General features: G+C 70.3%; 18 protein-coding genes. 10 read left to right on the plus strand and 8 right to left on the minus strand.

Features of this window, described 5'->3' with window-relative positions; genetic code table 11:
• The first annotated feature begins 72 nt into the window (after positions 1-72).
• From A2790_RS03135 to A2790_RS03145, 3 genes are all read left to right on the plus strand, one after another.
• Positions 73-1,215: a hypothetical protein gene (locus A2790_RS03135; RefSeq protein WP_293387491.1), complete on the plus strand. Its 1,143-nt coding sequence runs from the start codon at positions 73-75 to the stop codon at positions 1,213-1,215.
• Between the two features lie 89 nt (positions 1,216-1,304).
• Positions 1,305-1,565, plus strand: coding sequence for a hypothetical protein (locus A2790_RS03140; RefSeq protein WP_293387493.1), 261 nt, complete (start codon positions 1,305-1,307; stop codon positions 1,563-1,565).
• 124 nt (positions 1,566-1,689) lie between these two features.
• Entirely contained in the window at positions 1,690-4,014 is a 2,325-nt protein-coding gene (locus tag A2790_RS03145) for a PAS domain S-box protein (protein WP_293387495.1), read from the plus strand.
• Positions 4,015-4,021: 7 nt separating this feature from the next.
• On the opposite strand, the gene A2790_RS03150 is transcribed toward A2790_RS03145, so the two are convergent.
• A complete protein-coding gene (locus A2790_RS03150; protein ID WP_293387497.1) occupies positions 4,022-5,383 on the minus strand; it encodes a PAS domain-containing protein in 1,362 nt (453 codons plus the stop codon).
• Positions 5,384-5,512: 129 nt separating this feature from the next.
• On the opposite strand from A2790_RS03150, the gene A2790_RS03155 reads away from it, so the two are divergent.
• A complete protein-coding gene (locus A2790_RS03155; RefSeq protein ID WP_293387499.1) occupies positions 5,513-6,847 on the plus strand; it encodes an HWE histidine kinase domain-containing protein in 1,335 nt (444 codons plus the stop codon).
• A gap of 1 nt (position 6,848) precedes the next feature.
• Here A2790_RS03155 and A2790_RS03160 read toward each other — a convergent pair whose 3' ends face one another.
• Positions 6,849-7,904 (minus strand): hypothetical protein, encoded by a 1,056-nt coding sequence (locus A2790_RS03160; protein WP_293387501.1) that lies wholly within the window; start codon positions 7,902-7,904, stop codon positions 6,849-6,851.
• A 347-nt stretch (positions 7,905-8,251) separates the two neighbouring features.
• Between A2790_RS03160 and A2790_RS03165 the strand changes: the two genes are divergently transcribed.
• Positions 8,252-9,100, plus strand: coding sequence for an SPOR domain-containing protein (locus tag A2790_RS03165; RefSeq protein ID WP_293387503.1), 849 nt, complete (start codon positions 8,252-8,254; stop codon positions 9,098-9,100).
• A gap of 31 nt (positions 9,101-9,131) precedes the next feature.
• Here the strand turns inward: A2790_RS03165 and A2790_RS03170 are convergent, their stop codons facing one another.
• Complete coding sequence (locus A2790_RS03170) at positions 9,132-9,284, minus strand: hypothetical protein (RefSeq protein ID WP_293387505.1); 153 nt, start codon at positions 9,282-9,284, stop codon at positions 9,132-9,134.
• Positions 9,285-9,484: 200 nt separating this feature from the next.
• On the opposite strand from A2790_RS03170, the gene A2790_RS03175 reads away from it, so the two are divergent.
• Together A2790_RS03175 and A2790_RS03180 are read left to right on the plus strand one after the other, a co-directional pair.
• On the plus strand, positions 9,485-9,856 hold the full coding sequence (locus A2790_RS03175) for a hypothetical protein (RefSeq protein ID WP_293387507.1): 372 nt from the start codon (positions 9,485-9,487) through the stop codon (positions 9,854-9,856).
• 5 nt (positions 9,857-9,861) lie between these two features.
• A complete protein-coding gene (locus A2790_RS03180; RefSeq protein WP_293387509.1) occupies positions 9,862-10,206 on the plus strand; it encodes a hypothetical protein in 345 nt (114 codons plus the stop codon).
• A gap of 4 nt (positions 10,207-10,210) precedes the next feature.
• Here the strand turns inward: A2790_RS03180 and A2790_RS03185 are convergent, their stop codons facing one another.
• Together A2790_RS03185 and A2790_RS03190 are read right to left on the minus strand one after the other, a co-directional pair.
• The gene (locus tag A2790_RS03185) at positions 10,211-11,113 is read right to left on the minus strand and encodes an intradiol ring-cleavage dioxygenase (protein ID WP_293387511.1); all 903 of its coding nucleotides are present in this window, start codon (positions 11,111-11,113) and stop codon (positions 10,211-10,213) included.
• 147 nt (positions 11,114-11,260) lie between these two features.
• The gene (locus A2790_RS03190) at positions 11,261-13,756 is read right to left on the minus strand and encodes a TonB-dependent receptor (RefSeq protein WP_293387513.1); all 2,496 of its coding nucleotides are present in this window, start codon (positions 13,754-13,756) and stop codon (positions 11,261-11,263) included.
• Between the two features lie 272 nt (positions 13,757-14,028).
• Here A2790_RS03190 and A2790_RS03195 point away from each other — a divergent pair, with 272 nt between their 5' ends.
• Together A2790_RS03195 and A2790_RS03200 are read left to right on the plus strand one after the other, a co-directional pair.
• Entirely contained in the window at positions 14,029-15,093 is a 1,065-nt protein-coding gene (locus tag A2790_RS03195; protein ID WP_293387515.1) for a DUF2157 domain-containing protein, read from the plus strand.
• Complete coding sequence (locus A2790_RS03200) at positions 15,090-15,668, plus strand: GDYXXLXY domain-containing protein (protein ID WP_293387517.1); 579 nt, start codon at positions 15,090-15,092, stop codon at positions 15,666-15,668. The genes A2790_RS03195 and A2790_RS03200 overlap by 4 nt, the downstream gene beginning before the upstream one ends.
• On the opposite strand, the gene A2790_RS03205 is transcribed toward A2790_RS03200, so the two are convergent.
• Positions 15,654-16,688: a hypothetical protein gene (locus tag A2790_RS03205; protein WP_293387519.1), complete on the minus strand. Its 1,035-nt coding sequence runs from the start codon at positions 16,686-16,688 to the stop codon at positions 15,654-15,656. The two genes, A2790_RS03200 and A2790_RS03205, sit on opposite strands and share 15 nt — an antisense overlap.
• 2 nt (positions 16,689-16,690) lie before the next feature.
• Positions 16,691-17,944 (minus strand): serine hydrolase domain-containing protein, encoded by a 1,254-nt coding sequence (locus A2790_RS03210; protein ID WP_293387521.1) that lies wholly within the window; start codon positions 17,942-17,944, stop codon positions 16,691-16,693.
• Positions 17,945-18,115: 171 nt separating this feature from the next.
• Here A2790_RS03210 and A2790_RS03215 point away from each other — a divergent pair, with 171 nt between their 5' ends.
• Complete coding sequence (locus A2790_RS03215; RefSeq protein WP_293387723.1) at positions 18,116-19,432, plus strand: dicarboxylate/amino acid:cation symporter; 1,317 nt, start codon at positions 18,116-18,118, stop codon at positions 19,430-19,432.
• Positions 19,433-19,450: 18 nt separating this feature from the next.
• On the opposite strand, the gene A2790_RS03220 is transcribed toward A2790_RS03215, so the two are convergent.
• A complete protein-coding gene (locus A2790_RS03220; protein WP_293387523.1) occupies positions 19,451-21,784 on the minus strand; it encodes a heavy metal translocating P-type ATPase in 2,334 nt (777 codons plus the stop codon).
• Positions 21,785-21,854 lie beyond the last annotated feature (70 nt).

Here is a 21,854-nt window from a genome sequence, read left to right on the forward strand (position 1 = left end):
GTGGGGCGGCCGTAAAATCGGTATGAACGCGGCGACCTGAGATCGCGGCGAACAAGATGGGGAGATGAGGCCATGCAAAAGGTGGTCGTCGCAGCACTTGGGAGCCTCCTGCTGGCCGGCGTCGCCGCCGCGCCGCTGACCGCCGCCGCGGAGGGCGCGAAGGCCGCCCCCGCCAAGGCCGGCGCGGCGTGGAAGACGCCCCGCAACGCCTTCGGCCAGCCGGACCTCTCCGGGTTCTGGAGCAACGCGACGCTGACGCCGCTGACGCGCCGGCCGCAGTTCAAGGACCAGCTCAACTACACCCCTGAGCAGGTGAAGGAGATGGAAGCCAACGCGGCCGCCGAGGTCGAGGAGGGCAATCAGGACACCGATCCCAACGCGCCGGCCGAGGCGCCCAAGACCCCGCCCGGCGCCAACATCCGGCCCGAGTTCGCGGCCGCGGGCGGGGACGTGGGCGGCTACAACCGCGGCTGGCTGGACCCGGGCAGCCACGTGATGCGCGTGAACGGGGAGCCGCGCACCTCGCTGATCACCACCGCCAACGGCCAGCCCCCGCCGCGCAAGGCGGGCGCCCCGCCGGCGCCGCGCTTCGGCGGCGGCATGGGATCGTTCGATCATCCCGAGACGCGCTCGCTGGGCGAGCGCTGCATCATGTCGTTCGGCCGGAACGCCGGGCCGCCGATGTTCCCGAACGGCTTCTACAACAACAACTACCAGATCCTTCAGACGGCCGACGCGGTGATCATCGAAGTCGAGATGAACCACGACGTGCGCCAGATCCGGCTCAACTCGAAGCACCGGGCCGACGACGTGCGGCCGTACATGGGCGATTCCATCGGCTGGTACGAGGGCGAGACCCTGGTGGTGGAGACGACCCACATTCCGCAGGCCCAGCACTTCATGGGGTCGTGGCAGAACCTGAAGATCACCGAGAAATTCACCCGCGTGGGGCAGCACCGGTTGCACTACCAGTTCACCGTCGAGGACCCGGACACCTGGGACAAGCCGTGGGGCGGGGAGTACGAATTCTCGCCGCTGGATGGGCGGATCTACGAATACGCCTGCCACGAGGGCAACTACGCGCTGCCGGGCATCCTGGCCGGGGCGCGCGCCGAGGAGGCTGAGAAGGCCAAGGCCGCCGCCGAGAAGGCCGAAGCCGACAAGGCCGCCGCGGCCAAGGCCAGCGCCGGCAAGAAGGCCAAGTCGGGCGACTGATCGCCGCCCCTGTCGACACCTACGCGGGCCGGGGAGCGATCCCCGGCCCGATGCGTTGAGGGGCGAGCGTTTCAGACAGGGACCCGTCCATGAAGATCATCCTCGCCCTCGCAGCGACCGCGGCTCTCGGCTTGGCGGGCTGCGAACGGTCCACCGGCACTGCGCCGCAGGGCTCGGACGTGGCGGCCGCCATGCCGGATACGACGCAGCCGCGCGACCCTAACGTGCAGATGACCGTGCCGGACGCCGGGGCCACCGGCGCCGTGCCCGCCGATGGCTCGGCGCCGCCGGTCGCGACGACCCCCGCAGATCAGCCGGCCACCGCGCCGGCCACCGAAGCACCGAAGTAAGCGGCGAACTGCGGCGAACGGCCGCAGTCCGGGCGGCGCGCGGCGTCCAGGCGTTCACCGCCTTGAAAGCGAGTTGCCGTTTACCCTGCTCCCTGGCGTCCCGGCGCCGGGAGAGGGATCGATCTTGAGTAGCAGCGTGCCGCCCGCGCCCGAGGGCGCCTTCGCCTTCATCGCCGAACAGACCAGCGATGTCATCGTGCGGACCCGGGCCGACGGCGTCCTGACGTACGTCTCCCCCGCCGTGCGCCGCTATGGCTACGAGCCGGAGGACTTGGTCGGCGAGGCGCAGGGGTCGATGGTCCACCCGGACGACGCGGCGGACCTTGCCTGTAAGAACGCCGCCCTGTTCGCGGGGTCGCTCGACCCGACGCTGAAGCGCGAGCATCGGTTCAGGGCCGCCGACGGCCGCTGGATCTGGATGGAGGGCAACCCGAAGATCATCTTCGGGGACGACGGCCAGGTGGTCGAGGTCATCAACATCTTCCGCGACGTCACCGCGCGACGCCTGCTGGAGGCGGAGGCGCGCGAGCAAGCCGAGGTGTTCGAGGCCGCCTTCACCCATGCCGCGATCGGCATGGCCCTGGTCGGCCTGGACGGACGCTTCCTGCGCCTGAACGACGCCTTCTGCCGGATCGCCGGCTATACGGAAGACAAGCTGCTGACGCTGGACTTCCAGACGATCACCCATCCCGAGGACCTGGATACCGACCTGGACCTGCTGCGACAGCTGACCAACGGCGAGATCGACAGCTACCGGATGGAGAAGCGCTACCTGCACGCCAGCGGCGAGACGGTGTGGGTGGGGCTGGCGGTGTCGATGGCCCGCGACGCGGACGGCGCGCCCCGGCACTTCGTCGCCCAGGTCACCGACCAGTCGGAACGCCGGCAGGTCGAACAGGCGCTGCGCGAGAGCGAGGGGCGCTATCGCCTCATCGCCGAGAACACCTCGGACATGATCACCATGACCGACCTGACCGGGAAGACGCTGTACGCCAGCCCGAGCGTGCGGCAGACCGGCTGGACGCCGGACGAGCTGGAAGGCCGGTCCTTCGCCTACAGCGTCCATCCCGACGATGCGCGGGAGGTCCATCGGACGTTCAAGCGCCTGCTGGCCGATGGCCAGGCCACCCGGGTGCGCTGGCGCGGTCTGGACCGGGAGACCGGCGAATACAGGTGGCTGGAATCGAACCCCAGCCTGGTGCGCGATCCCGAGACCGGCGAGCCCGCCGGCTTCCTCGACACCATTCGCAACATCAACGTGCAGGTCGAGCAGGAGGAGGCCGTCGCCAAGTCTCGCGCCGAGGCCGAGGCCGCCGCGACCGCCAAGTCGCAGTTCCTGGCCAACATGAGCCACGAGATCCGCACGCCGCTGACCGCCGTGCTGGGCTTCACCAACCTGCTGCGGGAAATGGAGCTGCCGGAAGCGGCGGCCGGCTACGTGCGGCGGATCGCGGGGGCGGGCAACGCCCTGCTGGCCATCGTCAACGACATCCTGGACTTCTCGAAGCTGGAAGCGGGCAAGTTCGAGATCCGGCCGCGGCCGACCAGCCTGGCCGAGGTCTGCGAGGAGACGCTGCATCTGTTCTCCAGCCAAGCCGAGGCGAAGGGCCTTTCGATGGTCTTCGAGCCCGCTCCGGGCCTGCCGCGCGCGGCGATGCTGGACGCCGACCGGCTGCGGCAGCTGCTGATCAACCTCATCGGCAACGCCATCAAGTTCACCGAGCAGGGCGGCGTCACCCTGCGGGCCGCGCCCGCCGGCGACGGCCGGGTGAGCCTCGAGATCGCCGACACCGGCCCGGGCCTGGACGAGGAAGCCCAGGCGCAGCTGTTCCAGCGCTTCACCCAGATCGACGGCTCGGTGGCTCGGACCCACGGCGGGACCGGCCTGGGCCTGGCCATCAGCCGCGGCATCACCGAGGCCATGGGCGGCGCCATCGCCGTCCACAGCCGGCCGGGCGAAGGGGCGACGTTCCGGGTCGAACTGCCGGCGCCGGCCGCCGAGAGCGCCCAGGACCTCGCGGGCGAGGATGCGCCGATCTCGATCGAAGGTCTGCGGATCATGGTGGTCGACGACAACGCCGTGAACCGCGAGCTGAGCCGCCGGATCCTGGAGGCCGCCGGCGCCCAGGTGAGCGACGCCGCCGACGGCGGGGCCGCCCTGGCGCACCTGGCGCGGCTGCCGGTGGACGTGGTGCTGATGGACCTCCGCATGCCCGGGCTGGACGGCCGCGCCACGCTGCGGGAGCTTCGCGCCGCCGAGGGGCCGAACCGGGGCGCGCCGGTCCTGGCGTTTACGGCCGACGCCGATCTGGAGGGCGAAGGCGAGCTCGCGGGGTTCGACGGCCTGGTGCGCAAGCCGATCCAGCCGCTGGAGATGTACTGCGCCATCGCCCGCGCCGCCCAATGGGCGGCGAGCGACGAGCACGCCGGGACCCGCGTCGCGAGCTGAGCGTGGCTCAGGCCACGGGCGCCCGGAGCCGGCAGGACAGGCCCGAGCGGGCGTAGTCGATTGCGGCCGGCGCGCCGAGCTCGGCGGTGAGGCTCGAAAGCAACCGCGAGCCGAACCCCTTGGTGGCCGGCGCCGACACCGGCGGTCCGCCCGTCTCGCGCCATTCCAGGTCGAGCGCCTCGCCGGTTGGGCTGAGCGCCCACAGAAGATCGACGCGCCCCTGCCGGGCCGAAAGGGCCCCATACTTCTGCGCGTTGGTCGCAAGCTCGTGCAGCGCCATGGAGAGGGCGAGCGCCACCTGCGGGGCCACCCGGGCGCGGGGGCCCTCGATGTGGATCCGCGGCCCCTCCGGCCCGTCGAAGGGCTGCACGGCCTCGCGCACGATGTCGGCGATCTCGGCGCTCTCCCAGTTCTGACGGGTGAGCACGTTGTGCGCCGTGGACAGGGCCAGGAGCCGCTCGGTCAGGCGCTCGCGGGCGTCGGCCATGGAAACGCCCTCGCGCAGGGTCTGGCGCGCGAGCGACTGGATGGTGGCGAGGGTGTTCTTGACGCGATGGTTCAGCTCGTTGACCAGCAGCCGCTGGCGTTCGGCGGCCTGGCGCTCGTCGGTGATATCCTGGGCCAAGCCGACGTAGCCCCGGAACGCGCCGGCTTCGTCGAAGCGGGCGCTGGAGACGGTGCGGAGCCAGCGCCACTCGCCGCGGATACGGAAGCGGGCTTCCCAGCTCGCCGGCTCGCGCGTGCCGCGGGCCCGCTCGCGGGCGGTTCCGATACGGTCCCGGTCGTCGCGGTGCAGCAGCGCCAGCCAGGCGTCGCCTGTGAGTTCCTCCAGGGGCAGGCCGGCGAGATCGCGGAAGGCGCGATTGGCGAACTCGAGCCTGCCCTCGGCGCCGGTCACCCAAATGGGCAGGGGCGCGCTGTCGGCCATGTCACGGAACCGGGCCTCGCTCTCGGCCAGGCGCGCCGCCTGCTCGCGCTCGCGGCGGACGCGTTCCCGCCGCTCGGTGATATCGCGAAAGGTGACGCCCAGGCCGTCCTCCAGCGGGAAGGCGCGCAGATGGAACCAGACGCCCCGGCGAAGCTCGGACGCGGCCTCGACCTCCACCTCGGCCTGGGAGGTCATGGCGCGCTCGAGGAAGGCGCGCATCTCGCCGTCGCCGCCGAGTTCGGGGAGATCCCAGGCCACCCGCCCGATGGCCTCTTCCCGGCGCAGGCCATAGTGGGCCAGGGCGCTGCTGTTGCAGTAGGTGACGCGCCAGTGGGCGTCGAACGCCATGAAGCCGTCTCCGATGCTGTCGAGCAGCTCGGCCATGTGGCGGTCCTGGGCCGCCTGTGTGCGCGCCGGCGATCCGGGGATGGCGACCTCCATGGGATACGCAATTGCCGGTTGACGTTGACCGTAACGCGGGCCCGGGCGCAACCCCACCAGGTTCGGTCGTGACCTGCGGCGCAGCCTGTGTCTTGATCTCCGGTGCAGTCGTTCAGGTGTGGGAAAACGTTGAAGAAAGCCAAGCCAGATCCGGAGGCCGACTCGCGGCTGGCGGCGGTGCTGGAGAGCATCAGCGACGTCTACTACGCCATGGACCGCGACTGGCGGATGGTGCTCTTCAACCGGGCGGCCGAGGAGTTCTTCGGCATGACCCAGGGCGACATCCTGGGGCGCGACTTCTGGGAGCTGTTCCCCGAGGGCCGGGGCACTGAGTTCGGGCGGCTGCTGGAGGCGGCCATGGGCGAGCGCAAGCCCGGGCGGCTGACCGCGCCGTCGGCGCTGCGCGCCGGGCGGACGGTGGAGGTGCGGGTCTCGCCGCTGGGCCAGGACGGCGTCGGCGTGGCGATCAATGACATCACCGAGCGGGCCGACGCCGAGCGCGCCATGCGGCGCAGCCAGCATCGCCTGGACCTGGCGGTGGAGGCGCACGGCATCGGCATCTTCGACTGGCATGTCCCCAGCGGAAAGATCGTCTGGAACCGCGAGGAGGAGGCGCTGTTCGGCCTGCCGCCCGGCAGCTTCGGCGGCGATCTCGCCGACTGGCGCAAGCAGGTGCTGCCCGAGGACCTGGAGCCGATGGAGGCCCGAATGTCGGCGGCCATGGCGGCGCGCGAGCCGACCCTGTCGTTCGAGTTCCGCATCCACCGGCCGGACGGGGCGGTGCGCTGGGTGGAGGGCGCGGCGCGTTTCGTCTACCTGCCGGACGGGACGCCCTACCGGATGGTCGGCACCAACATGGACGTCACAGACCGCAAGATGGCCGAACAGCGCCAGCGGCTGCTGATCAACGAGCTGAACCACCGGGTGAAGAACACCCTGGCGATCGTCCAGGGGATCGCCTGGCAATCGTTCCGGCATAGCGGGGCGCCGCGTAGCGCCGTCGAGTCGTTCGAGGGCCGGCTCGCCGCCCTGGCGGCCGCGCACGACGTGCTGACACGGCAGAGCTGGGAGGCGGCGCCCATCGCCAGCATCGTCGCCGGCGCCTTCGCGCCGCATCACGCGGGGGACGGCCGGCTGACGGCCGAGGGGCCCGCGCTCGACCTCGAGCCGAAGGCGGCGGTGGCGCTGAGCCTGGCCATGCACGAGCTGGCGACCAACGCGGTGAAGTACGGAGCGCTGTCGACGGACGCCGGCCGGGTGGAGGTCCGCTGGACGGCCGTGGGCCCCAAGCTGGAGCTGACCTGGCGCGAGATCGGCGGCCCGCCGGTGTCGGCGCCGCTGCACCGGGGGTTCGGAGCGCGCCTGCTGGAGCAGGGGCTGTCGGAGGAGTTGGGCGGGCGCGTCCGGCTGGAGTTCCTGCCGCAGGGCGTGACCTGCGTGGTCGAAGCGACGCTGGACCGCTAGCTCAGGCCGCCTGGCTCTCGTGCATGTCCGTCCCGAGGCTGAGCTCGAAGTCCTGCAGCGTGTCCACGAGCTGGATCACGTTGGCGGCCAGCGGCTTGCCGCGCGGAAACTGGTAGCGCCAGTAGGTGGCGATGTGGCTGACGAGGCCGCAGCCGTCGCCCAGGGACAGGAACATCTCGGGCGACTTCAGCAGGAAGTCGCGGAAGGCCAGGGCGTTGCCGTCGACGGTGAGCTGGGAGAACACCTCGTCGTAGACGCCCAGGTGGCTCATGACGGACTTCACTTGCCGCTCCATCTTCTGGCGCAGGCGGTTCTTGAGGGCCTCGAGCTCGTGGGCCGTCTCGGAATCGATCGGGCCGATGACCCGGACGCGGCCCAGTTCGCTGAACACGTCGCGCAGGTTTCCCCACAGCGTGTTGAGGACCCACTTGTAGTAGAGGAAGCCCTTCCAGGCGAAGATCCCCTCCTTGTAGTTCTCCTTCTCCAGCCGGAGCGTGAGGCGCAGCGGCTCCAGGCGGTCGTCGGTCTTGGCCGAGAGCAGGGCCTCCACGAGGCGCGCGATATTGCCCTCCTGCCCCTCGGAGTCGCGGTAGGCGAGCTCGATCAGCTTGGCGATCTCGGCGCCGACGAAGCGCTGCATGCGGGCAAGGTCGGGGGCGGAGATCTCGAAGTGGCTGGGGCTGATGTCGAAGCCGCGCCGCTTCATGTGCTCGCGCAGCAGGAACGGGTCGAGTGAGGGAAGCTCGTCGATGGCCTCGAGAACGGCCACGTCGCGGCCGAAGTCCGGCGCCTCGCCGCGCAGCTCCTCGAAGGCGTCCAGCCAACCGGTCTCCGACACGAACACCGAACGCCCGCCGAGGCCCAGGTCGGACCGTTCGAACGGGATGATCAGCTTGGTGGCGGTGTAGCGGATGCGGTCGAACGCCTCGCGCTCCTGGTCGCGCAGCCGGTGGCGCACGATCACCGCGCCGTTGAGGCTGGAGGCGACGAAGAAGGGGGCTTTCTCGTGGTCGGGATTGTTGGCGTTGCGGGCCGAGAGCGCCGCAAGATTCAGCACACGGCTGGTCGACGCCGTCTTTTCCAGACCGCGCAGACTGCGATACGTCCTGTCAGAGCCTTTGCCCACGTCCTGATATCCCGAGGCGCGAAACGGTGGGGAGAGACCGCTTCGTCGCGAGTACCGAGTGCGTGCTGTGCAACTGCTAACCAAACTCAGCCGATTCGAGCCCCAACGGCTGCCCGCGCGGCCAGCGGGCCGTTTACCCTACTCATTTTGGGGGTGGAGGGGCCCAAGGACTCCGGTGGGCCTCTAGTTTCGAGATCCGTGTTCGGCGAATTTGCCCCGCTTGCGTCCGGCGCGGTTCGCGAACAGTTTGCCGCCGAACAGGGGCAGGGGATTCAGTGATGTGGGGCAGGGGCGTCGGCGTCGTGGGGTTCGTTTGGCTGGCGGGCGCAGGCTCGGCGGCCTCACAGAATGCGCCGGTGTTCCCCGCGTCCCTCGACCGGGGGCCGCTGCTAGCCTGGATGCAGCGCGAAACCGACATCCTGGCGGACCGGGTGGTGGCGGTGACGCCGCAGGCGCTGACCTCGGTGGTGTCGACGTTCCCGGCGGCCCCGGGCACGAGCCCGCGGGTCGTGGTCCGTGCCGAGGCGATGAGCGCGGAGGCCTATGCCCATACCGGCGCCTTGTCGTGGCACGTGTCGCTCAACGCCGACTGCGAAAGCCGCAAGGTCCGGCTCGGCGAGACCACCGGCTATGCGGAGCGGAACCTGCTCGGCGAGCGCCGAACGCTGCGGGTCTCGGAAACGAGCTGGCGGACGCCCGAGCCGGGCACCGCGCTGGAGGCGGCGTGGCGCGCTGCCTGCGAGAAGGACTTCAAGGGTCCGTTCCACGCCGCGGCGGTGACGGTGGCGCAGGCGGATCCGCCTGTTGCGACTGCCGCGCCGGCCCCGACGGCTGCGGCCAAGACGCCCGCGCCCCCGGCCAAGGCGTCGTCGCCGCGGTCCCGGGTGGGCACGGTGGTGCAGGTGGGCGCCACTACCTCCGAGGCCGAGGCGCGCGGGCTGTTAAGCGCGATGCAGGCCCGCCTGGGCGGCCGTGAAGCGTGGGTGGAGGCGGCGAGCGTGGACGGCAAGCTGTGGAGGCGCGCCGTGGTGGGCGGCTTCGCGGACAGCGCCGAGGCCGCGCGCTTCTGCGCGAGCCTCAAGGCCGAGGGCCGCGGCTGCTTCGTCCGGCCGTCCCGGCCGGGCTGAGATCCCGCACTTCCGGTGGGAAAGAGGTCAGTCAGTCCTTCGCGCGCGTGAAGAAGCGGAAGGCGAGAACGATCAGGCAGCCGACGAAGAGCACGCCGGCGATCACCCGCGCGGCGTCCACGAGGAAGCCGAGGATGGCGAGGCCGACCATGGCGGCGAGCAGAATGGCGATCCATTTTCCCATGAGCTCTACAATGGGTCGCCAGCGCCGATGTTCCAAGCGGGGTCCGTCTGCGGTTCGGTTTCAAGTCACGAAATAAAAACCATGGCCTGTGCTATGGTGACGCACGATCCGGCCACGCGGGGACGCGGCTCGGGTTCTATCAGCCGTGAAATGGCCACAGCGACGCTGCTTGATGGGGGCAGCCGGGTTGAGGACGGAGCATGCTGGCAGGACTGAGACAGATCCTTGTGAGCCCGGCGACGGGCCTGATCGCGATCGCCGTGGCGATCGCGTTGGGCGTGTTGCTTGGCATCACGTCCACCTCATGGGTGGCGGAACGCGAGCGCTACGAGGCGCGCATCGCCGAGCTGACGCGCGCATCCGAGAAGGCCGAGGCCAGTTTCCGGATGGAGCTGGCGTCGTGCCAGGCCGCCGGCCAGGCGCGCGAGGTCAAGACCGAGGCGGAGTTCGCGGCGCGGGGGCCCACGCCGGAGGGCGCGCGAAGGCTTCTGGAGCAGCAGCCCGAGGGCATCGACGCCTGCGCCCGCATGGAAAGCGCCGACCAGGCCGTCCTGTCGAATCTCAAGAAGTGAGCCGCATGAAAACGACGACCGTGGCGCTGATGGCGGCCGCCGTAGCCCTGGCCGGCTGCCAGAGCCTGCGCAAGGAGAAGCCCAAACCCGTGGCGCCGGCCCCTGTGGTCGTGCCCGTGATTCCATTGCCGAAACCGCCGCCGCCTCCGCCGCCTCCGGCGCCGCCCCCTCCCCCGCCCAAGAGCTGCGTGCCGCGGAACCTGCCGCCGCCGCCGCGCTATCCCGACACCGATGGCGCGCTACGGGCCGCCCCGGGCGCGGCCGACCGCTACCAACTGATGGCGGCCGGGCGGATCCTGCGCATGGAACGGCTGCAGGACCTGGAACGCGTGATCGCAGGCTGCCGCTAAGGGATCAGACGGCCAGGCCCACGGTGACCGAGCCGCTGTAGCCCGCGATGGGGCTGCCGCTGAGCGCGGGGGTCATGGCCGCGATCTGGGCTGTTGTGTTGTCGCCGAAGACGTTGTCGCCGCTCGTGCTGGTCTGCGCGAAGCGCGAGGCGCTGTTCGGATAGCCGCCGGCCGCATAGACGGCGGTGCAGGCCGCGGACGGCATGGCGAACTGCGAGACCAGCAGCCGGTTGGCGTAGGCCGTGGCCGTGTTCAGCGAGCGATAGACCTCGAAGTGGATGTGCGGATAGCGGCCCGCATAGCAACCGGGGAAGATGGTGGTGAAGGTGGCCTGGCCGTTCGCGTCGGTGGCCTGGACGCCGCGCAGGTAGTTCTGCTGCGGCAGGTCGTAGATCGAATACTGGCCGTTCTGGTCCGCGTGCCACAGGTAGATGGCGTAGTCGGCAAGGGCGGCGCACGCGGCGTTGGTGTTCACCAGGTTGATGGTCAGGGTCAGCTGCACGCCCGCCGCCGTCCCGGAGAGGCCGGCGAAACTGGAGCGGATGTCGCTGCGAACCACGCCGCTGGTGGTCAGGATGTTGGAGAGCACGCCGTTGGCCATGTTGGAGCCGTCGGCCGGGTAGGGGCCGTTGGTCTCGGTCGGTGTCGCGCTGCAGGTGGAGCTGCCCGTGCCGGTCGCGCCCGTGCCGGTGGTCCCGGTTCCCGTGGTCGTCGTGGTGGTCGTCGTCGTCGTGGACGCGGACGCCGAGGTGGTGGCGGAGTCGCCCGAGCCGCCGCAGGCGTCGAGCAGGACGGCGCTGCCGCCGACGGCGAGCAGGCCAAGCATCCGTCGCCGCGCCATCATCTGCCGTTCCAGAGCCTGGAGGTCGAAAGCCAGGCCACGGTGGTGATCGTCGTCGTCGTGCATGCGTCCCTCGTTGATGCCGTGCGGTGGCCGAGGGGTAGGGAGCCTGCGAGGCCGCAATGTTGCGACGCCGTTACGCGGTTGTTTCAGGGTCCAACGCAAAACGCCCCGGCGAAGGCCGGGGCGTTCGCGTGGCGGTGAGGCCGGCGGCTAGAAGCGCCGCTGGAGCTCGATGCCGTAGGTGCGCGGCGGAATATAGGACACCGTCTGGTTCACGTAGCCGGTGTTTGGGCCGGTGTTGATGCGCGTGGAGGTGACGCCGGCCGACCCACGGGAATCGAAGACGTTCTTCATGTATCCGATCACGGTCCACTTATCGTCGCGGTCGCTGAACAGCAGGCGCGCGTCGACCTGGTCGTAGGCCTTCACCCGGTTGTAGTAGCGGTTGAAGATCGAATAGTAGGTCGCATCCCGCCAGACGTAGGTCAGCGAGGCCGAGAGGTTCCCCGGCTCCAGCTCCCAGGTGTAGTTGCCGTTGATCGTGAAGCGGTGCGGCGTCGACGACGGCAGCTTCTGGCCCTTGAGGTCCTGGTTGAGCGCCGCCGTCGGGTTCGCCAGCTGGGCCGGCGTGTTGCCCGCGAGGTTGGCGCCCGGCACCAGGCCGCGCGGGTCCTCGGAGTCCTGGAAGCAGCAGGCCTCGCGCAGCTCGGCGTTCAGGTACGAGTAGTTCGCCAGGATCTGCAGGTTGTCGATCGGCTGCCAGATCGTCTCGACCTCGAAGCCGAGCACGCGGGCCTTGGGCAGGTTGAAGAACGAGTTGACGTTGGTGCTGGTCACCGGGTTCAGGCCCGAGATCGGCACCTGGATGTCCTGGTAGTTGTACCAGAAGGCCGAGGCGTTGGCCTGGAAGCGGCCGCCGAACGTCTTCTTCGCCCCCACCTCGTAGGCGTCGATCGTCTCCTTGTCGGTGCTGACGTTGGACTGCAGAGTGGTCGTGCCCGAGTTGAAGCCCCCGGCCTTATAGCCACGGGTGTACTTGGCGTAGACGAGGGTGTCGGCGTCGGGCTTCCAGTCGACGCCGAGGGTGCCGGACACGGCGCTCCAGCTCTCCCGCAGGCCGCGGTGGCGCAGGCCGGTGGTGGGATCGGTATAGGCCGGCAGGTAGACCGCCGGGTCGGTGCTCGTGCCTGGGGCCGCGACGGCGGTGACGTCGACCGCCCGGCCGGTGATCCGCGAGATCGGGCAGGTGGCGGTGTAGAGGCAGAGGAGCCGGGCGCTCTCGAAGGAGCGCTTCTTGTCGTAGGTATAGCGCAGGCCCGCGGTGACCTTCAGGGTCTCGGTCGCCTGCCAGTCGACCTGGCCGAAGGTTGCGTAGGATTCGCTGACGTTCTCGGACGAGCCGTAGGCGTACCGCCGCTCGGGGTTCGGCGCCGCGGCGACGAGCTGGGTGGCCGGGTTGGTGGAGAACAGGGTGGGGTTCTCGAAGCCGGCGTTGTCGGCGTAGCGCGCGTCGGAGAGGGTGTAGTTCGAGCCCTCGCGGAACTGGTAGAGGCCGATCAGCCACTGCACTGGCCCGTCGTAGGTCGAGGTGAAGTTCAGCTCGTTGGAGAACCACCAGACCTCTTCCTGGTACTGGTTGTTCCGGCGGGGGTAGTAGGGCCGGGCCGGGACGCCCGGCAGGAAGAACGGCGTCTGCCGCGACGTGCCGTCCAGGTCGGTCTGGAGGCGGTAGTCGTAGTAGGTCATGCCGCCCACGTACTTCACGTCGATCTTGTCGAGGTGCAGCACGGCCTCGAGCGTGTAGGTGTTGCTCTCGAGGTTGATGTAGTTGCCGTCGTCGGTGTCGAAGCAGAACTGGCATGTGTTGCCGGCGATGGACGGGCTGAGGCCGAAGCCACCGGCGTTGGGCGTCAGGGCCGCCTGGAACGGCGTGGTCACGTCGCGCAGGCCGTAGATCGCCGTGGTGCGGCCACCGGGTCCGCGGCCCAGGGTGTGCCACTCCGTCGTCGAAGCCTTGAACCACCATTCCAGCTTGTCGTCTGCCAGGCCGCCGTCGAGCTGGGCTTCCACCGTCCAGACGGCGCCGCGGTTGCCTTCGTCCTCGCCGTTCGGGTTCAGGTTCTCGAACACGCCCTTGCCGATGTGGCTGTAGGAGGCGGCGAGGCGACCGCGGACCGAGCCGGCGATCGGGCCGGATATGGCGACCTCGGCGAGCTTGTTGTCGTAGTTGCCGTACCCCGCGCGGACCTCGCCGTAGAAGTCGTCGGTCGGGCGCTTGGAGACGATGTTCAGCGCCCCGCCGATGGCGTTGCGGCCATAGAGCGTGCCCTGCGGGCCGCGCAGCGCCTCGGTCCGCTCGATGAACAGCGAGGATTGGGCGAAGGAGGTCACCGACGAGGTGTAGAAGCCGTCGTTGTACATGGCCACGCCGCCCTCGGAGGAGCGGTTGTTCGTGAAGCGGCCGATGCCGCGCATGTTGATGCGGTCGTTGTTGGTGGAATAGGCGAGGCCCGGCGTGAAGTTGGTGAGGTCCGCCACGGAGTTGATGCCGACCAGCTCACGCCGCTCGTCGGTGAAGGCCGACACGGCGACCGGCACGTCCTGCAGCGACTGCTCCCGCTTTTCTGCGGTGACGACCAGTTCCTCGATTTCGGTGGTCTGCGCCGACGCCGTCGTGGCGAGCGCTGCGCTGGAGACCGCCGTCATTGCGTAGACGCAAGACAGCAGAATGCTCTTTCTCGATAACATCTGACGTTTCCCCCAAGCCCATTTTGATAGCGCCTTGATGGCGCTTGGATTCGAATGTCCGGCATGGTGGACGCCGCGTCAATGCACCCATCGTTCTATATCGGCGGTTTTTGAACATACTGAATGTTGGAAATAGAACGCGTGATCCGAACGGTCGCTGGCCAGGAGGCGCCCGCACGGGGGCTAGGCGCCGCCGCCGACCCTGGGCCACTGTCTGGCCCGGAGGACCGATGGCGAGCTACCGGCAGCGGCTGGAACGGGACCTGGACGACTGGATCGGCCGCGGCCTGGTGCCGGCCGAGAGCCGCGTCGCGATCCTGGAGAGCATCGGCGAGGGTCGCCGCCCGGACGCGGCCACGGCGCTGGCGATCATCGGCGGTCTGCTGGCTGGCGTCGCGGTCATCGCTTTCGTGGCCGCCAACTGGGGCGAGATCCCCCGCATCGCGCGGTTTGTGCTGGTGCTCGGCGCGTTCCTGGGCGCGGCGGGCGGCGCGGCCTGGGCCAGCGCGCGGGGCCGGACGGTGACGGGCCACGTGCTGCTGAGCGTGGCCGCGCTGGTGTTCGCTGCGGCCATCGGGCTGACGGGCCAGATCTTCGACATCGCTGGTGAGCCGCAGGCGGCGCTGCGGGCGGCGGGCCTGGCCGCGGCGCTGCTGGCGCTGGCCGGGCGCTCGCCCTGGCCGGCGGCGGTGGGCCTGGTGCTGCTGGCCCTGGGCGACTTCCAGGACGGGCCGCGCCTCGGGGCGGATGAGCCGCGGCTGCCGGGCTGGCTGGCGGTGGCGGCGCCGCTGGGCATGGGCCTGGCCCTGGCCTGGCGGTCGCAGGCCCTGGCGCATGTGGCGGGGATCGCGGCGATCCTTGCCGTGCCGACCTTTGGCGAACTGTTCCGGAACGAGGCTGGGCAGCTGTTCCTGGGCGCTTCGGTGGTGCTCGGGGCCGCGGCGGCCGCGGCGCGTTTCCTGCGCGACCGGTTCGAGGCGCCCGCGGGGGTGCTGTACGGATGGCTGGCGTGGGGCGCGCTGTTCTGGTTCGGGGGCTCCGGCTTCGACGGCGACCTGAAGGGCGTGGGCCATTCCATCACGTGGCTGGCCATGTCGGCGGGCGTGGTGGCGCTGGGCCGGCAAGACCGCCACGCCCTGGTCACCGCCGCCGGCGTCGTGGGGCTGCTGGCAGCCGGGGCCAGCCTGCTGTTCAACCTGGGCGTCGGTCTGATGACCTCCGCGGCGGTGTTCGGCGCGGCGGCGCTAGTGGCGCTGGGCGTCGCCTGGGCCATGCGCGGGAGGACGCGGGCATGAGGGTTCCCGGCGTTCCGGTGCGGATCCTGGCCGCCGCGAGCGTGCTGGCGCTGGGCCTCGTGGGGCTGGTGGTGCGCGAGGGGATGGCCCGCGCGAATGGCCAGGAGGTGGTGCTGCCGATCACGGGCTACGATCCGCGCGAGCTGCTGACCGGGCACTATGTGCAGTTCCAGATCCGCTCGGAATATCCGGGGGGCGCGCCTTGTCCGCCCGGGCATGATGCGGCGACCCCTGGCGATGGCTGGGTAGCGCTGACCCGGCGCGGCGATCATCACGAGGCGACCGGCGCGGCGGCGAGCCAGGCGGCGGCGCTGAAGCTGGGCGAGGTGGCGGTGCGCGGCGGCATGGAGTGTCACGCCCGCCCCGCGCCCGAGGCGACCTGGGTGATGCTGCACCTGGGCGTCGACCGGCTGCACGCGGACCAGACGCAGGCCGAAGCGATTCAGGAGCTGCTGCGGGCGCCGGCCGGCGGCGCGGGGCGCGGCTATGCGATCATCTCGGTCGGGGCCGACGGGCGGGCCCGCCTAAAGGGCCTGGCCGCCGGCGGGCGGCGCGTGGACCTACTCTGGTTCTGAGCTCGACTCGGAGAGGTCGACGGCGTCCGGGCGCCGCCCCTCGCTCTCGGCCTTGCGGGCGCCGGCCAGGATGCCGGGCAGCGAGTAGTTCCCCTCATGGCAGGCGTATTCGTAGACCGGACCCGGCGCGGCGTTGAGCGCCATCTCGGCCTTCCAGACCTTCGAATAGACCTTGGGGTCGTCGACCTCGAACGCATAGAGGATCTGGTCCTGCGCGACCCGGGTGAAGCGTTCGACCACGCGGGCTTCGGGCGAGAGGTAAAGGCTGGAGCCGAAGTAGGGCCGCAGGCTCTCGCCCGGATGGAACCCGATGGTTTCCACGACCAGCGTGTCGCCCTCCCACCAGCCGACGGAATCGCCCATCCAGGTGCGGATGTGGCCCGGCGGGCGGCGCCTGTCGGCCAGGCGGACGATGCGGGCGTCGTGGTTCATCTCCACCACGATGACCACGTGATCGCGGGCCTGCTGCACCTGGTAGTGGTTGTTGTAGAGCACGTTCAGCATCGGCGGGCCGGCGGTGGAGCCGAAGCCCAGGATGCAGCGCTCGCCCAGGGGCCGCGCCTCGGGGCCGTCGAAGGTGTTGCGGGCCGCGTTGAGGGTGTCCTGGTACAGCTTCCAGCCCTCGGGCCGGTACGGCAGCTTGCCGTCGGTGGGATCGACCAGCCAGGAGGTACGCACCTCGCCTCTGATGCGGCCCAGGCGGCTGCCGCCGTCGGTCCAGAAGGCGTTGTAGCCGCCCGGGTCCTGGCCCGCCTTGGGGGCCGGGGCGTTGGGATCGGTCGGCCGGCTCTGGGCCTCCATCATCCGGGCGCGCATCTGCTCGACCTGCCGGGCCTGGGCCTCGGGGATCGTCAGCGACTTGAACTGGGCCGGGCGCTCGAGGCCGGTGAGCGAGGCGTTGGTCCAGACCCCTTCCAGGTCGGGCTGGCCGAATGCGTTGCGGGGCGCCTTGTAGGCGGGCTGCGCCTGGGCGCTGGCGGCGATGGCGGCAAGCGCCAGGGCGACGAGGACGCGGCGCACGATCAGGCCTTCCGGTCGGCGAGGGCGGCGTAGACCGCCTTGGGCGAGATCGTGCGGACATCCGGCGTGCCGGCGCCGGGGATCGAGCCGCGGAGGTTCTGGATCATGCCGACGAAGACGATGTCGTGGGCCGGATCGATCCAGAACCAGGTGCCGAACGCCCCGCCCCACCAATAGGTGTCCTGGCCGTGCGGCAATCCGCTCTCGGCGGGCCGCTCGTTGACCGCGAAGTCCATGCCGAAGCCCAGGCCCTTCTGCACCGGACCGTAGAGGTCGACGCCGACCCCGGGCTCGAGCACCGACTTGCGCATCAGCTTGACCGTGTCGGGCTTCAGGATGCGGGCGCCGTCCAGCTCCCCGCCCTGCAGCAGCGCCTGGCAGAAGCGGTAGTAGTCGGGCGCCGTGGACCAGAGGCCGCCGCCACCGGACAGGAAGCGCGGCGGGCTGGTGGCCATGCGGCTCTCGGTCGGCACGATCTTGCCGGCGGCGTCGTAGGTGTGGATGCGAACCGCGCGCGCCGTCTTGGCCGGGTCCACCCAGAACTGGGTGTCGGGCATCTTCAACGGCGTGAAGAGGTGATCCTGCAGGTAGCGGTCGAGCGACTTGCCCGACAGCTTCTGGACGACATAGCCCTGGAGGTCGACGCAGGGCCCATAGGCCCAGTCCGTGCCCGGCTGGCTCTCGAGGGGCAGGGCGGCGAGCTTGTCCACCATGCCCTGCAGGTCGGTCTCGCGGAGATTGACCTTGGCCGCCTCGTAGACGCCGCTGGTCCCGAAGCCGGCGGTGTGGCTCATGAGCTGGGCCATGGTCATGGGCCGGGTCTGGTCGACCAGGCCGGCGGCGGTCTTGACCTTCAGCCCCGCGAACTCGGGGATGTGCCGGGCGACCGGATCGTCCAGCTTCCACCTGCCCTGTTCCCAGAGCTGCATCATGGCGACGCCGACGATGGGCTTGGTCATCGAAGCGATGCGGAAGATCGAGTCCACGGCCATGGGCGCGGGCGCCGAGGCGTCCTGTTTGCCGTAGGCGTCGAGGTTCACGACCTTGCCCTTGCGGGCCAGCAGGGTGACGACGCCGGCCAGCTTCTGCTGGTCGACCAGGGCGTGCATCTGGGCGTTGAGGTCCGCGACACCCGCGGCGGTGAAGCCGGCCGAGGCGGGCGATTGCACGGAAATCTTCGCGAAGGCGGGCATTGCCGCCAGGCTCATCAGCCCCGCGCCGCCCAGCATCAGGCCGCGCCGATCCAGCGTCGTCATGGTCGTCCTCCCAATCCCTTGTCCGTCTGCAGCGGACTCTTTCGGGGATGAGCATCCCCTGTTTTCGAAACCTGGGCGACTCGTTTTGCCGGGATGTTTCCGGATCGGTGGGCGCGGCTCCGGCCATCCGCTAGGTTGCCGCGACGCAGGAGGGGGAGTCGCGTGGCGGGCATCAGGACGGTCGAGGCGCCGGTGAAGCGGCCGCTGTGGACGCAGCTTTACCTGCAGGTGCTCGTGGCCATCGCGCTGGGGGCGGTGATCGGCCACGTCTGGCCAGCCACAGGCGAGGCGCTCAAGCCGCTCGGGGACGCCTTCATCAAGCTGGTGAAGATGATCATCGCCCCGGTGATCTTCCTGACCGTGGTCACCGGGATCGCCGGCATGCGCGACATCGGCAAGGTGGGCGGCGTGGCCGCCAAGGCCTTCGCCTACTTCTTCACGGTGTCGAGCTTCGCCCTGGTGGTGGGGCTGATCGTTGCCAATGTGGTGCAGCCGGGCGCGGGGATGAACATCGATCCTGCCTCGCTCGACGCCGAAGCGGTCAAGGGCTACGCGGCCAAGTCGCACGACATGACCATCGTCGGCTTCCTGATGGACATAATCCCCACGACGGTCGTGACCGCCTTCACCGAGGGCAACATCCTGCAGGTGTTGTTCTTCTCGATCCCGTTCGGCCTGGCGCTGGCGATGATCGGGGATCGCGGCGAGCCGGTGCTAAACGTTCTGAACGCGACCGCCGAGGCATTCTTCAAGCTGGTGGCGATCTTCATGCGCGCCGCGCCCATCGGGGCGTTCGGCGCCTTCGCCTTCACGGTGGGCAAGTACGGGATCGAAAGCATCGCCAGCCTGGCGGCGCTAGTGGCCACCTTCTACGGAACCTCGCTCCTGTTCGTGCTGGTGGTGCTGGGGGCGATCGCGGCCCTGAACGGCTTCTCGATCCTGAAGCTGATCCGCTACCTCAAGGAGGAGCTGCTGCTGGTGCTGGGGACCAGCTCCTCGGAGGCGGCGCTGCCGTCGCTGCTGGAGAAGATGGAGCGGGCGGGTGCGGCCAAGAGCGTCGTCGGGCTGGTCGTGCCCACCGGCTACAGCTTCAACCTGGACGGCACCAACATCTACATGACGCTGGCGGCGCTGTTCATCGCCCAGGCGGTGGGGATCGACCTGCCGCTCAGCGAACAGCTTCTGCTGCTGGGCGTGGCCATGCTGAGTTCGAAGGGGGCCGCCGGCGTGACGGGGGCGGGCTTCATCACCCTGGCGGCGACGCTGCAGGTCGTGCCCAGCGTGCCGGTGGCGGGCATGGCGCTGATCCTCGGCGTGGACCGGTTCATGAGCGAGTGCCGGGCCCTGACCAACTTCATCGGCAACGCCGTGGCGACCCTGGTGGTCTCGCGCTGGGAAGGCCAGCTGGACCGGGCGAAGCTGGCGGAGGCCCTCAGCGGCCCGCCATTGCCGGTGGCGGCCCCGCCGGTCGAGTCAGACGCGGACTGACCGGCGGGGCTGCGGCACCTACAACCGCACCGCCCGGAGCCTCAGCGCGTTGCCGATGACGCTGACCGAGGACAGGGCCATGGCCGCCGCGGCGATGGCCGGGGACAGCAGCAGGCCGAAGACGGGGTAGAGCAGGCCGGCCGCGATGGGCACGCCCGCGGCGTTGTAGACGAAGGCGAAGAACAGGTTCTGGCGGATGTTGCGCATCACCGCGCGCGACAGCCGGCGCGCCTTCACGAGGCCCTGCAGGTCGCCGCTCAGCAGGGTGACCCCCGCGCTCTCGATGGCCACGTCCGCGCCGGCGCCCATGGCGACGCCCACCTCGGCCGCCGCCAGGGCCGGGGCGTCGTTGACCCCATCGCCGGCCATGGCGACCTTGCGGCCTTCGGCGCGGAGGCGGTTCACGACGGCGGCCTTGTCCTGCGGCAGGACCTCGGCCTCGACGTCGTCGATGCCCAGGCGGCGGGCCACGGCCAGGGCGGTGGTGCGGTTGTCGCCGGTCATCATCACCAGGCGCACGCCTTCGGCCTTGAGCGCGCGGACGGCGTCGGCGCTGGTCTGCTTGATCGGATCGGCGATGGCCAGGATCGCCGCGGCCTGGCCGTCGACGCCCAGGAAGATGGCCGTGGCGCCTTCGCCACGCAGGCCGTCGGCCTCCGGTTCCAGGGCCGAGACATCGACCCCGCGCTCGCGCAGGAAGGCGGCCGAGCCAAGCACGATGGCGCGGTCGTCGACGCGGCCCTCGACGCCCTTGCCCACGGGGGAGTCGAAACCTTGCGGCTCGGACAGGGGCAGCGACCGGTCCTTGGCCGCCCGGACGATGGCGTCGGCGAGGGGATGCTCGCTGCCGCGCTCCAGGCTGGCGGCCAGGCGCAGGACGGTGGTCTCGTCGAAGCCGGCGGACGGACGGATCGCGGTGACGGCCGGCCGACCCTCGGTGAGGGTGCCGGTCTTGTCGACGACCAGCGTGTCGATGGTCTCGAAGCGCTCCAGCGCCTCGGCGTTCTTGATCAGGACACCGGCCTGGGCGCCCCGGCCCACGCCCACCATGATCGAGATGGGCGTGGCCAGGCCCAGGGCGCAGGGGCAGGCGATGATCAGCACCGAGACGGCGGCCACCAGGGCGAAGCTGAAGCGCGGCTCGGGACCGAAGACGGACCAGGCGGCGAAGGCGGCGACCGCCGCGGCGATCACCAGGGGCACGAACCAGCCGGACACGCGGTCCGCCATCCGCTGGATGGGCGCGCGGCTGCGCTGGGCCTGGGTCACCATCTGGACGATCTGGGAGAGCAGGGTGTCGGCGCCGACCTTGTCCGCCCGCATCACGAAGGAGCCGGTCTTGTTGATGGCGCCGCCGATGACCCTGTCGCCCGCCTGGCGGGTGACTGGCATGGACTCGCCGGTGACCATGGACTCGTCGATGGCCACACGGCCTTCCAGGATCTCGCCGTCCACCGGGACCTTCTCGCCGGGGCGGACGCGCAGGCGGTCGCCGGCCAGGATCAGGTCGAGGGTCACCTCCTCGTCCGAGCCGTCGTGGCGGAGGCGCCGGGCGGTCTTGGGCGCGAGGTCCATCAGGGCGCGAATGGCGCCGGACGTCTGTTCACGGGCGCGCAGTTCCAGCACCTGGCCCAGCAGCACCAGCACGGTGATCACCGCCGCCGCCTCGAAATAGATCGGCACGCTGCCGTCGTGGCGGCGGAAGGCCGGCGGGAAGACCTGGGGCGCCAGGGTGGCGGCGACGCTGTAGGCGTAGGCCACCCCCACGCCCATGGCGATCAGGGTGAACATGTTGAGGTTGCGGCTGACCAGGGAGCGGGCGCCCCGGTCGAAGAACGGCCAGCCGACCCAGAGCACCACGGGCGTGGCCAGCGCCATCTGAATCCAGTTGGACGTCTGCGGGGACATGAACCGGTGCAGGTCGAACAGGTGGCCGCCCATCTCCAGCAGGAAGACCGGCGCCGCCAGGGCGAGACCGATCCAGAAGCGGCGGCTCATGTCGGCGAGTTCGGGGTTCGGGCCGTCGTCGGCGGAGAACACCTCGGGCTCCAGGGCCATGCCGCAAATCGGGCAGGCGCCGGGACCGACCTGGCGCACCTCTGGATGCATGGGGCAGGTGTAGATCGCGCCGGGGACAGCGGCGGAGGCCGCGCGGTCCGGGGCCAGGAACTTTACGGGATCGGCGACGAACTTCGTGCGGCAACCGGCCGAGCAGAAGTGGAACGCCTGGCCGTCATGGTCGGCGTGATGCGGGGTCGTCTGCGGGTCCACCGTCATGCCGCAGACCGGGTCGGTGACCTTCTCCGCAGGCGTCGCGTGGTCGTGATCGTGGCCGTGACAAGCGTGGGACATCGGGAGCCTCCTGCCAGGCTACATATACCCCAAGGGGGCATATTGCAATTACCTATGGGGGGTATATCCT

The organism is Phenylobacterium sp. RIFCSPHIGHO2_01_FULL_69_31, from assembly GCF_001824475.1.
GTDB lineage: Bacteria > Pseudomonadota > Alphaproteobacteria > Caulobacterales > Caulobacteraceae > Phenylobacterium.